Here is an 11,793-nt window from a genome sequence, read left to right on the forward strand (position 1 = left end):
ATGGCGAACACGGAATCCGGTACGGCAGCCAAGCTGCTCGAAGTCCGCGACCTGCACGTGGAGTTCAGGACCCGCGACGGCGTCGCCAAGGCCGTCAACGGCGTCGACTACGCCGTGGACGCGGGCGAGACCCTCGCCGTGCTCGGCGAGTCCGGCTCCGGCAAGTCCGTCACCGCGCAGGCCGTCATGGGCATCCTCGACATCCCGCCGGGCCGCATCACCTCCGGCGAGATCCTCTTCCAGGGCAAGGACCTGCTCGGGCTCAAGGAGGACGAGCGGCGCAAGATCCGCGGCGCGGGCATGGCCATGATCTTCCAGGACGCCCTCAGCTCCCTGAACCCCGTGCTCAGCGTCGGCGACCAGCTCGGCGAGATGTTCGTCGTGCACCGCGGGATGTCCCGCAAGGACGCCCGCGCCAAGGCCGTCGAGCTGATGGACCGGGTCCGCATCCCGGCCGCCAAGGAACGCGTCACCCAGTACCCGCACCAGTTCAGCGGCGGCATGCGCCAGCGCATCATGATCGCCATGGCGATGGCGCTCGAACCCTCCCTGATCATCGCCGACGAGCCCACCACCGCCCTCGACGTCACCGTCCAGGCCCAGGTCATGGAACTCCTCGCCGAGCTCCAGCGCGAGCTGAACATGGGCCTCATCCTGATCACCCACGACCTCGGTGTGGTCGCCGACGTCGCCGACACCATCGCCGTCATGTACGCGGGCCGCATCGTCGAGAAGGCCCCCGTGCACGAGATCTACAAGGCCCCCGCGCACCCGTACACCAAGGGCCTGCTCGAATCCATCCCGCGCCTGGACCAGAAGGGCCAGGACCTCTTCGCCATCAAGGGCCTGCCGCCCAACCTCATGAACATCCCGCCGGGCTGCGCCTTCAACCCGCGCTGCCCGATGGCCCAGGACGTGTGCCGCACCGACGTCCCGCCGCTCGCGCAGGTCACGTACGAGGGACTCACCGCGGAGCGGCGCAGTGCCTGCCACTTCTGGAAGGAGACCCTCCGTGGCTGACATGGCCAAGACGGCGGGCGTGGCCGAGAAGCCGGTCACGACCGAGCCGCTCCTCCGGGTGCGCGGGCTCGTCAAGCACTACCCGCTCACGCAGGGCATCCTCATCAAACGGCAGATCGGCGCCGTCAAGGCCGTCGACGGCGTCGACTTCGAACTCGGCGCCGGGGAGACCCTCGGCATCGTCGGGGAGTCCGGCTGCGGGAAGTCCACCGTCGCCAAGATGCTCGTCAACCTGGAGCGGCCCACCGCCGGGGAGATCCAGTACAAGGGCGAGGACATCACCAAGCTGTCCGGGCGGGCCCTCAAGGCCGTCCGGCGCAACATCCAGATGGTCTTCCAGGACCCCTACACGTCCCTGAACCCCCGCATGACCGTCGGCGACATCATCGGGGAGCCCTACGAGATCCACCCCGAAGTCGCCCCCAAGGGGTCGCGGCGCGCCAAGGTCCAGGAACTCCTCGACGTCGTCGGGCTCAACCCCGAGTACATCAACCGCTACCCCCACCAGTTCTCCGGCGGTCAGCGGCAGCGCATCGGCATCGCCCGCGGGCTCGCGCTGCGGCCCGAGGTCATCGTCGCCGACGAGCCCGTCTCCGCGCTCGACGTCTCCGTCCAGGCGCAGGTCGTCAACCTTCTCGATCGGCTGCAGAGCGAATTCCACCTCTCGTACGTGTTCATCGCCCACGACCTGTCCATCGTGCGGCACATCTCCGACCGGGTCGGGGTCATGTACCTCGGGCGGATCGTCGAGACCGGGACCGACGCCGAGATCTACGAGCATCCGACGCATCCCTACACGCAGGCGCTGCTGTCCGCCGTGCCCGTGCCCGATCCGGATGCCCGGGAGCACCGTGAGCGGATCATTCTGAGCGGGGATGTGCCGTCGCCCGCGAATCCCCCTTCCGGGTGTCGGTTCCGGACGCGGTGCTGGAAGGCGCAGGAGCGGTGTGCGCTTGAGGTGCCTGCCCTTGCCGTTCCGGCGGAGTTCCGGGGGGTCGGGGGGCCTGCGGAGCATGATTCTGCTTGTCATTTCGCGGAGGAGAAGCACGTGGTGCCGTGAGCGGCGGCTCTCTGGACGTCCCGTGGCGGGTGGGACAGTCCTCCCCCGCTATCGGCGCTCCGCGCCTCGTCCTCAAGCGCCGGACGGGCTTTCTCCCGCCCACCCGCCCAAACGTGGACCAGCCGAGCAACAGCCCGGCACCCTCAGCCCCGCCGGGGGCACCGCCGGTCGCGCTGCGCGCTCGTCCTCAAGCGCCGGACGGGCTTTCTCCCACCCGCCCGCCCAAACTTGGACCAGCCGAGCGACAGCCCGGCACCCTCAGCCCCGCCGGGGGCACCGCCGGTCGCGCTGCGCGCTCGTCCTCAAGCGCCGGACGGGCTTTCTCCCGCCCGCCCGTCCGAACTTGCACCTTGCTGCGCAACAGCCCGGCACCTTCAGCCGCGAAACGGCTCACACCGCACTTCGGCCCAGCCCCGCAGCCCAACCCGGTCCCGTGATTCAGCCTTGCCTCGCATCCCAGCCCTGCTCCGCGCTTCAGCCTTGCCCCGCAGCTCTGCTCTGCTCCGCAGTGTCTTTCCGGCCCGCCCCGCGGGGGATATCTCAGCCCGTCCGGCGTTTGAGGACGAGGCGCGGAGCGCCGATTCGGGGGAGGACTGTCCCACCGCCACGGGACGACCGCCTACGGGGTCCAGGGGCGGAGCCCCGGTTTCGGGAAGGGGTGGGGTTGGGGGACGAGGAAACATGTGGGCAACCCCGTTGACCCGTGGGGGAGACATGGGGCGGGCAGGGTGGGGAGTACGGCCGTGCGGGTGCCGTTGGACCGGTCGGGGTGCGCCATGTCACCCCGACCGGTCACCCCCGCGGCCGGCGGGCCGTGGACGGGCGCGGTCAGTTCAGGGACAGCGCGCGCTTCAGGAAGTCGACCTGGAGCAGCAGGAGGTTTTCGGCCACCTGTTCCTGGGGGGTCATATGGGTGACCCCGGAGAGGGGCAGGACCTCGTGCGGCCGCCCGGCGGCGAGCAACGCCGAGGACAGCCGCAACGCGTGCGCGACGACCACGTTGTCGTCGGCGAGCCCGTGCACGATGAGCATGGGCCGATGCGGCTCCCCGGGATCGACGAGCCCGTCGTCGGAGACGAGCGAGCTGTTGCGATAGGCCTCGGGCGAGGTCCGCGGATCGTCCAGGTACCGCTCCTGGTAGTGGGTGTCGTAGAGACGGAGATCGGTGACGGGCGCCCCCGCGACGGCGGCGTGGAAGACGTCGGGCCGGCGCAGGACGGCCATGGCGGAGAGATAGCCGCCGAAGGACCACCCGCGCATGGCGACCCGGCCGAGGTCGAGCGGAAAGCGCTCGGCGAGCGCGTGCAGCGCCTCGACCTGGTCGTCGAGGGTCCGGGTGAGATCGCCCTTGACGGACTTCTCCCAGGCAGGCGACCGCCCCGGCGTCCCGCGCCCGTCGGCGACGACGACGGCGAAGCCCTGGTCGGCGAACCACTGCGAGGTCAGATAGACGTTGTGGGCCTTCATCACACGCTGCCCGTGCGGACCGCCGTACGGATCCATGAGTACGGGAAGCGGCCCGTCCGCCGGTTCGTACCCGGTGGGGAGCAGCACGGCGCACGGAACCCGCCGCGCGCCCCCTTCGAGAAGCGTCACGCGCGGGGTGAGCCCCGGGCGCTGGGCGTGCGAGGCGACGGTCGCCACCTGCTTGCCGTCGCGCAGCACGGACACCCGTGAGCCGGGACGGTCAAGAGTGGCCGAAACCAGCACGGTGACCTCGCCCGCGCGGACCGCCGAGTGCACCCCGGGCTCCTGCGAGACCCGCTCCACGCCGAGTTCGTTGACGCGGTAGACATGCACCTCGCCGATCTCCGGACCGGCGGCGCCGGGACCCGCGGACGCCGAGATCAGCGCGGAGTCCTCGGTCACGTCGAGCACGGCGCGGACATGCAGCTGAGGGCCCGTCAGCGGCCGCTCGCCCCAGGCGAGGACGCGCGCGCCACCCTCGTCGGCGATGCGCACGAGCCGCCCGCTGGGCGACCAGGAGGGCGAACCGGGGAAGAGTTCGAGCCAGTCGGCGTCCTCGTCGGCGTGCACCATCCGCGTCGAGCCGTTGTCGGGGTCCACCGCGAGATACAGCGCGCTGCGCTGGTCCCGGGCCTGGACGAGGAGCAGCGGCGCCCCGTCCGCCGACCAGTGCACCCGCGCCAGATACGGATAGCGCGCCCGGTCCCACGCGACCTCGGTGCGCACCCCGTCCAGGCCGACCACGAAGAGCCGTACGTCGGCGTTGTCGGTGCCGGCCGCCGGATAGGCGACCGACGTCGGCTCCCGGTCCGGGTGCGCCGGGTCGGCGATCCACCAGCGCTGTACGGGCGCGTCGTCGGCCCGCGCGACGAGCAGCCGGTCGGACTCCGGCGACCACCAGAAGCCGCGGTGGCGGTCCATCTCCTCGGCCGCGATGAACTCGGCGAGCCCGTACGTCACGGTGTCCGCCTCGACCGCGTCCGGCGCCGCGAGCGCCCTGTCGCCCGTGCCGTCGGCGCCCGTGACGCGCAGGGCACCCGCGGACACGTACGCGACATGCCGTCCGTCCGGCGAGGGTCGCGGGTCGATCACCGGGGCGGGGGCGGACAGTTCGCGGGCGGTGCCCGCGCGCAGCTCCGCGACGAAGAGGCGGCCCGACAGGGCGAAGGCGGCGAGCTCCACGGCCGCGTCGGTGGCGTACCCGACGATGCCGGATCCGCCCTCGCGGCTGCGCTCGCGCCGCGCCCGCTCCGCCGCCGACAGCCGCTCCGCGGAGCCGTCGAGCAGCGCCCGCGGATCGGCGGCGACCCGCTCGGCGCCGCCGTCGGACAGGTCGAGGACCCAGAGCGCGCCCGTCCGGTCCGTGCCGGACGCGGAGCGGACGAAGACGACGCGGGAGCCGTCGGGGGCCACGGTGAAGGCGCGCGGCGCGCCCAGGGAGAAGCGCTGCGTGCGGGCGTGCTGGCGCGGGAACGAAAGCCGCTGCGCGGCACCGTCCTGGGGCCCGTCGGTTTCCGGGGTCTCGGTGGTCATTCCCCGAGCCTATGGCTCATGCGCCCCTTGTGCTGCGGTGCTCCGACTCATGTGGCTCGACACATAGTTATGATCCGTAGCGCTTGGTGGGTATGACCTTGCTGGCACGGCGAGTTGGGTCCTGTCGGCCGGACGCAGGGGGCGGTCCCGAGGCGGCTCGGGGCAGTCGGTCGGAACGTTGTCGCGTGATGGGAATGGGAGGTGAACCGCCGTGGCACTCTCGGTATCGGTGGTGCTGCTGCTGGCGATCATCGTGGTCATGCTGGTGCGGAAACAGGGGCTCAAGACGATCCACGCGATCGTCTGTGCGCTGCTCGGCTTCTATCTGGCCAGCTCGTCGCTCGCGCCGACCATCGATGAGCTGTCGACGAACCTGGCGGGGGTCATCGAGGACATCAAGTTCTGACGGCATCCGCGGTACGGGCCGCCGCGGCCGGACTCGGTCTGGCGAGGGGAGCGGGGGGACAGGGGGAGGGGGGCCCGGTGGTCAAGGGGCAGAGGGGGACAAAGGGGGCAGAGAGGGGAGTACCGGGGCGGGCGGGCCCGAGGCCGGGGGGAGCGGGAGGCGAGCGGGCGCGAGGGGCTCGCGGGCCCGCGGCGGGCGCGCTCCGGGCTCGTAGGCTGTTCCCATGACGGAACAGCCCGCCCGGCGCCTGCTGCTCGTGCACGCGCACCCCGACGACGAGTCGATCAACAATGGCGCGACCATGGCCAAGTACGCGGCCGAGGGCGCCCGAGTCACGGTGGTGACGTGCACGCTCGGCGAGGAGGGCGAGGTCATCCCGCCCGACCTCGCCCATCTGGCCGCCGACCGCGAGGACACGCTCGGCGCCCACCGCATCGGTGAGGTCGCCGCCGCGATGAAGGAGGTCGGCGTCACCGACCACCGCTTCCTCGGCGGCCCCGGCCGCCACCGCGACTCCGGGATGATGGGCACCGAGCAGAACCACCGCCCCGGCGCCTTCTGGTCCGCCGACGTCGACGAGGCGGCGGCCGACCTCGTCGAGGTGATCCGCGAACTGCGCCCGCAGGTGCTCGTCACGTACGACCCGGACGGCGGCTACGGCCACCCCGACCACATCCAGGCCCACCGCGTCGCCATGCGCGCCGTCGAGCTCGCGGCCGAGCCCGCCTTCCGCGCCGACCTCGGCGACGCGCACACCGTCGCCAAGGTCTACTGGAACCGCGCGCCCCGCACCACCGTCGAGGACCGCTTCCGGCGGCTCCCGGACGAGCTGCCCGCCTCCCCCTTCACCGCCGTCGCCGCGGTGGCCGACGTGCCCGGCGTCACCGACGACGAGCGCGTCACGACGGAGATCGACGGGCGGGCCTTCGGGGCGGCCAAGGCGGCGGCGATGCGCGCCCACGCGACCCAGATCGAGGTCCACGAGCGGCTGTTCGCCCTGTCCAACGGCCTGGCGCAGCCGATCTTCGACGTGGAGTACTACGAACTGGTGAGAGGCGAGGCGGGCACGGTGGACGGCGGACGCGAGACGGATCTCTTCGCGGGGCTCGGCGTGGCGGAGGGAGCGAAGTGAGCGCGCGTTCGAGGGCTTCGTCCTCTTCGTCTTCTTCATCCTCTTCGTCGCCCTCGGCCAAGGGAGCCGGTGTGCAGGCGGGCAAGTCGGCCAAGGCGGCCCGCGCCGGAGCCGTCGGCAAGGGGAGCGGAAGTGATACGTCCACATCCGGCGGTAAGACGGCCGGGGGCGGCAAGGCGAGCGCAAGCGGCAAGAGCGGTGCCGCCAAGGCCGCCGCCACCCCGGCCCGCCCGGCCGCCGGTTCCGGCCGTGCCGGTGCGTCCGCGGCGCCCGGAGGCTTCCTCGCGCAGCCGCTGAACGCCGTGCGCCTGGTGGCGTACGCCGGGCTCTTCCTGCTCGGCGCGGTCGTCGGGGTGGCGGGCGCGCTCGCCCAACAGGGCTGGTTCCCCGGCGGGTTGCTGCTCGCGCTCGCCGGCTCCGCCGGTGCCTTCTACGGCGGCTCGCGCGCCACCGGCACCCGGGGCGGGGCCGTCGCGCCCGCCGCGGGCTGGCTCGTCGCCGTCATGCTGCTCACCGCGACGCGGCCGGAGGGCGACTTCGTGTTCGGCGCCGGTCTCGGCTCGTACGTCTTCCTGTTGGGCGGTATGGGGGTGGCTGTGATGTGTGCCACCCTCGGGCAGTCACCGCAACCGGGCGCGTCCGACGCCCGACTTGGCAAGTGACGTACCACTTGAGCCCGTGTCCCGCACGGGTTTGACGCCGGTCACGGGATGACCGTGGGCGGCGGCCAGTATGGTGGTGCGCGCCGCCGAGCCGCCCGAGTGGTCGAAACGGGCGGTGGAGCCAACCAGGAGAACCTGCCTTGAGTCGTGAAACTGACAGTTCGTCCTCCGGTCCCCAGGGACGCACGGGGGCCGCGTACCCGTCGGGCACGCCGCCGTACGGCTCGCCCGCACAGGGCGCCGCGCCCGAGGGCGGTCCGGACGGCGTCGGCCGGGGTGCCGGCGACGAGCGGAACGACGAACCCAAGACCGAGACCACGCTGACCACCCGCATCCGGATCAACATCCCCGGTTCGCGGCCGATCCCCCCGGTCGTCATGCGCACGCCCGTCGGTGACGCCGACGGTGACAGAGGCGCGGACGACCGGCGCGCGGACGGCGCCGGGGGCGCGGGGTCGGGCACGAGCGCTCTCAGTGGCGCGGGCACGACGGGTCTGTCGGGTCCCTCCGCGACCGGGGCATCCTCCGCTTCCGCCTCCCCGGCCGCCGGTGCCGCCCCTTCGGGTCCGGCCGCGCCCCAGGGCGCCGCGGGCGCCGAGGACGGCGACGAGAAGGCCAGCGACTGGTTCGCGCCGCGCAAGTCCGCCCCGAAGGGCGCACCGGGCCCCGCGGCGTCCTCCGGCACGCCGTCCTCCGGCGCGCCGTCCTCCGGCTCTTCCGGCGCTTCCGGTTCCGGTTCGGGCGGTCCGGGCGCAGGGTCCGGCACCGGTGCGTACGACGTGTCCGGTGCCGTCGCGAACGGGCCGCTGGGCTCGGGCGGGCCGCGCGGCGGCGAGTCGCAGCGCGGGGACCTGCCGTACTTCTCCGGCGGCGAGGGCGAGTACGGAGCCTCCGGCCAGAGCCCCGTCGGGCCGACCGGGGGACCGGTCACCGGCGACGGCCCGATGCTGCCGCCCGGCCCCGGCCCCGACCTCGGCGGCTATCCGAACGGCACCGACCTCTACGGCAGCGCGGGCTACGGCTCGGGCTCGGACGCCTTCCCCGACGGCGGCCCCCTGGGCGACGGCCCGGGCGGACCCGGCGGCCAGGGCGCCCCTGGTGGCCCCGGCAACCCCGGAGGACCTGGTGCCCCCGGCGCCCCCGGTGGCCCCGGCAACCCCGTCGCCCCCAACGGCCCCGGCGCCCCCGTCACCCCCCGCCTCAGCGACGACACCGCCATCCTCACGCCGCAGAAGCCCGCCTCCGGCCAGCGTCCGCCCGTCTCCGGCGCGCCCGGCGTGCCCGGCGGCCCCGGCGGCAACGTCTCCGGCGACACGCTGAACAGCGGCATCCCCGTCGTCCCGCCCGCGCAGAACTCGCCGTTCGCGCCCGGCGCGCACCTCGACGAGCCGGGTCCGCACACGCCGCCGAAGCTGCCCGAGCCGGTGCAGCCGAACGTGCCGGCGGCGCCCGCGGCCAAGAAGAAGAAAAAGGGCCGCAGCAAGGTGGTCCTGCTCGGCGGAGTCGTCGTCGTCCTCGGCTGCGGCGCGTACGGCGCCGGGCTCCTGATGAACCACGCCGACGTGCCGAAGGGCACCACCGTCCTCGGCGTCGACGTCGGCGGCGGCACCCGCGACGAGGCCGTGAAGAAGCTCGACGCGGCGCTCGGCGAGCGCGTCAACAAGCCCCTGAAGCTGACGGTGGGCGGCGACCAGGTCACCCTCAAGCCGGACCAGGCGGGCCTCACCCTCGACAGCCAGGCCACCGTGCGCGCCGCCGCGGGCAGCGACTACAACCCGGTGTCGGTGATCGGCGGCCTCTTCGGCGGCGAGCGCGTCGTCGAGCCCGAGATGCCCGTCGACGAGGAGAAGCTGGCGGCCGCCCTGGAGCGCGCCGCGGGCGGCTCGGGCTCTGCCAAGGAGGGCACGGTCAAGTTCGTGCCCGGCAAGGCCGTCGCCGTCTACGGCAAGGCGGGCAAGGGCATCGACGCCGCCAAGGCGTCCGAGGCCGTCGCCGCCGCGTACAAGAAGCAGGTCGAGACGGGCAGCGCGGGCACGGTCGCGGTGCCGGTCACCAACCGCAAGCCCACGGTCTCGGACGCCGAGGTCGACGCGTTCATGACGCGGTTCGCGAAGCCCGCCATGTCCGCCAACGTCACCATCAGCGTCAAGGGGACCAGCGCGTCGATCCCGCTCGGCCCGGCCAAGTCGCTGCCGCAGATCCTCGGCGCGAAGCCCGCGAGCAGCGGCAGGCTCACGGAGACGTACGACCTCAAGGCGCTCAAGCAGCTCTACGGCAACACGTTCGACGGCATCATGATCCAGCGCGCCAACGGCAAGAAGACGCCGGTGCAGCCGACGGACGTCGCCGTGGCCATGGGCAAGGCGCTCCGCGGCAAGACGCCCGCGGAGCGGAACGGCGTGATCGAGACGAATCCGAGCTAGCCGAAGCCGGAGCGGGACGAAACGGGCGGGGTGCCGGAAGGCGCCCCGCCCGTCCGCGTTCCTCCGCCGATCCCCGGACGGCCCGCCGCCCGGTCGCCGCGCCGCTCTGTCACCCGTACGACATGACAACTGTCATCCCGGTCCTGTCACACACGACACTGCCGGGGCACCGCTGTGACCAGCAACGATGGTGCACATGACGACGACAGAGACAACGGCGGGCACGGCCGCGGGGGCAGTCGGCAGCGCCGTGCGCTTCGACCGGGTGACCAAGGCGTACGGCGACGTGGTGGCGGTGGACGGGCTCAGCCTCGACCTGTACCCGGGCGAGACCGTGGCGCTGCTCGGGCCGAACGGCGCGGGCAAGTCGTCCACGCTCGACCTGCTCCTCGGCCTGCGGCGCCCGGACAGCGGCACGGTGAGCGTGTTCGGGACAGGACCGCGCGAGGCGATCACCGCGGGGCGGGTCGGCGCGATGCTGCAGTCCGGCGGCCTCATGGACGAGGTCACCGTGGGCGAGCTGGTCCGGCTCGCCTGCGACCTGCACCCGCGGCCGTACCGCGTCCAGGACGTCCTCGCCGCCGCCGGGATCGCCCAGATCGCCGACCGCAGGGTCAACAAGCTCTCCGGCGGCCAGGAGCAGCGCGTCCGGTTCGCCCTCGCCACCGCCGGGGCCAACGACCTGATCGTCCTCGACGAGCCGACGACCGGCATGGACGTCACCGCGCGCCAGGCCTTCTGGGCGACCATGCGCGAGCAGGCCGACCAGGGCCGCGCCGTCCTGTTCGCCACGCACTACCTGGAGGAGGCCGACGCGATCGCCGACCGCGTCCTGGTGCTGCACCGCGGCCGGCTCCTCGCCGACGGCACGGCCGCCGAGATCAAGGCGCGGGCGGGCGCCCGCAAGATCGGCTTCGACCTGGACGAGCTGCGCGCGGACGGGGCGGCGGCCGTCGAACAGCGGCTGCGGGAGCTGCCGTTCCTGTCGGCGCTCGACATCTCCGGCCACACCGTCCGGCTCCAGTCGACCGACGCCGACGCCACCGTGTACGCGCTGTACGGCCTCGGCGTCCACCCGCGGAACCTGGAGGTCGCGGGCCTCGGCCTGGAGCAGGCCTTCGTCGCGATCACGGCGGCGGAGGAGGCGAGGTCGGCATGAGCGGGACGAGCGGAACGAGTGGAACGAGCGTCGCGATCGACGAGGCCGCCCGCACCCGCGGCCCGGAGAAGGAGCACCGCACCCGCGGGCCTCACAAGGAGAACCACATGACCACGCACGCCACACCGAACCCCCGCACCGCGGGCGGCCCGCGCTTCACCTCGGGTGCCCTGGTCACCCTGGAGGTCAGGCGCGCCCTGCGGAACAAGAAGTTCCTGTTCTTCTCCGTGATCTACCCGGCCCTGCTCTTCGTGATCATCGCGGGCGGCGCCGACAGCACCACGAAGGTCGACGGGACCGGCCTCGCGCTGCCCGCGTTCATGATGGTGTCGATGGCGTCGTTCGGCGCGCTCACTGCCGTCCTGATGGGCAACAGCGAGCGCATCGCCAAGGAGCGGCAGAGCGGCTGGGTGCGCCAGCTCAGGCTGACCAGCCTGCCGGGGCGCGGCTACGTCCTCGCGAAGACGGCGAGCGCCGCCGTGGTCAGCCTGCCGTCGATCGTGGTGGTCTTCGTGACCGCCGCCGCCGTCAAGGACGTACGCCTGGACGCCTGGCAGTGGCTGGCCCTCACCGGCGCCATCTGGGCGGGCAGCCTCTGCTTCGCCGCGCTCGGCGTGGCCGTCGGCTACAGCGCCACGGGTGACGCGGTGCGGCCCGTCACGATGATCCTGTACTTCGCCCTGTCCCTGCTGGGCGGCCTGTGGATGCCGACCACCACGTTCCCGCACTGGCTCCGGACGCTCGCCGACTGGACGCCGACCCACGCGTACGCGGCCCTCGGCAGGTCCATCGAGTTGGGCGGCGCGCCGCACGCCGGGGACGTCGTGCTGCTCCTCGCGTACTTCCTGCTGTTCGCGGGCGGCGCGGCCTGGCTGTACCGGAAGGACACACTGAAGGCGTGAACGAACCACACGACCCCGACCGACACCCC

9 protein-coding genes are annotated in these 11,793 nt (G+C 73.0%); 8 read left to right on the forward strand and 1 reads right to left on the reverse strand.

Going from position 1 to position 11,793, the window contains the following annotated elements; genetic code table 11:
* Entirely contained in the window at window positions 1–1,020 is a 1,020-nt protein-coding gene (locus AB6L24_RS30970; RefSeq protein WP_405660758.1) for an ABC transporter ATP-binding protein, read from the forward strand.
* Between the two features lies 1 nt (window position 1,021).
* Complete coding sequence (locus tag AB6L24_RS30975; RefSeq protein WP_405663451.1) at window positions 1,022–2,080, forward strand: ABC transporter ATP-binding protein; 1,059 nt, start codon at window positions 1,022–1,024, stop codon at window positions 2,078–2,080.
* Window positions 2,081–2,908: 828 nt separating this feature from the next.
* On the opposite strand, the gene AB6L24_RS30980 is transcribed toward AB6L24_RS30975, so the two are convergent.
* On the reverse strand, window positions 2,909–5,080 hold the full coding sequence (locus AB6L24_RS30980; RefSeq protein WP_405660761.1) for a prolyl oligopeptidase family serine peptidase: 2,172 nt from the start codon (window positions 5,078–5,080) through the stop codon (window positions 2,909–2,911).
* Window positions 5,081–5,291: 211 nt separating this feature from the next.
* Here AB6L24_RS30980 and AB6L24_RS30985 point away from each other — a divergent pair, with 211 nt between their 5' ends.
* The 6 genes from AB6L24_RS30985 to AB6L24_RS31010 all read left to right on the forward strand — a co-directional run bounded on the left by AB6L24_RS30985 (window position 5,292) and on the right by AB6L24_RS31010 (window position 11,764).
* A complete protein-coding gene (locus AB6L24_RS30985; RefSeq protein ID WP_030359751.1) occupies window positions 5,292–5,486 on the forward strand; it encodes a hypothetical protein in 195 nt (64 codons plus the stop codon).
* 223 nt (window positions 5,487–5,709) lie between these two features.
* The gene (mshB, locus tag AB6L24_RS30990) at window positions 5,710–6,618 is read left to right on the forward strand and encodes an N-acetyl-1-D-myo-inositol-2-amino-2-deoxy-alpha-D-glucopyranoside deacetylase (RefSeq protein WP_405660764.1); all 909 of its coding nucleotides are present in this window, start codon (window positions 5,710–5,712) and stop codon (window positions 6,616–6,618) included.
* A 308-nt stretch (window positions 6,619–6,926) separates the two neighbouring features.
* On the forward strand, window positions 6,927–7,280 hold the full coding sequence (locus AB6L24_RS30995; RefSeq protein ID WP_380858009.1) for a DUF6113 family protein: 354 nt from the start codon (window positions 6,927–6,929) through the stop codon (window positions 7,278–7,280).
* Window positions 7,281–7,420: 140 nt separating this feature from the next.
* Window positions 7,421–9,703, forward strand: coding sequence for a hypothetical protein (locus AB6L24_RS31000; protein WP_405660765.1), 2,283 nt, complete (start codon window positions 7,421–7,423; stop codon window positions 9,701–9,703).
* 196 nt (window positions 9,704–9,899) lie between these two features.
* Window positions 9,900–10,862: an ABC transporter ATP-binding protein gene (locus tag AB6L24_RS31005; RefSeq protein WP_405660767.1), complete on the forward strand. Its 963-nt coding sequence runs from the start codon at window positions 9,900–9,902 to the stop codon at window positions 10,860–10,862.
* Window positions 10,863–10,969: 107 nt separating this feature from the next.
* On the forward strand, window positions 10,970–11,764 hold the full coding sequence (locus tag AB6L24_RS31010) for an ABC transporter permease (protein ID WP_405663454.1): 795 nt from the start codon (window positions 10,970–10,972) through the stop codon (window positions 11,762–11,764).
* Window positions 11,765–11,793: the final 29 nt, after the last annotated feature.

Origin of the sequence: Streptomyces sp. RK9 (assembly GCF_045070545.1) — a bacterium.
Taxonomy (GTDB): domain Bacteria; phylum Actinomycetota; class Actinomycetes; order Streptomycetales; family Streptomycetaceae; genus Streptomyces; species Streptomyces alboflavus.

Excerpts from the sequence above, each read along its gene's own strand:
- AB6L24_RS30975 (WP_405663451.1), top strand. The coding sequence starts at position 1,022 with ATGGCCAAGACGGCGGGCGTGGCCGAGAAGCCGGTCACGACCGAGCCG.
- mshB (WP_405660764.1), top strand. The coding sequence starts at position 5,710 with ATGACGGAACAGCCCGCCCGGCGCCTGCTGCTCGTGCACGCGCACCCC.
- AB6L24_RS30970 (WP_405660758.1), top strand. The coding sequence starts at position 1 with ATGGCGAACACGGAATCCGGTACGGCAGCCAAGCTGCTCGAAGTCCGC.
- AB6L24_RS31010 (WP_405663454.1), top strand. The coding sequence starts at position 10,970 with ATGACCACGCACGCCACACCGAACCCCCGCACCGCGGGCGGCCCGCGC.
- AB6L24_RS30980 (WP_405660761.1), bottom strand. The coding sequence starts at position 5,080 with ATGACCACCGAGACCCCGGAAACCGACGGGCCCCAGGACGGTGCCGCG.
- AB6L24_RS31005 (WP_405660767.1), top strand. The coding sequence starts at position 9,900 with ATGACGACGACAGAGACAACGGCGGGCACGGCCGCGGGGGCAGTCGGC.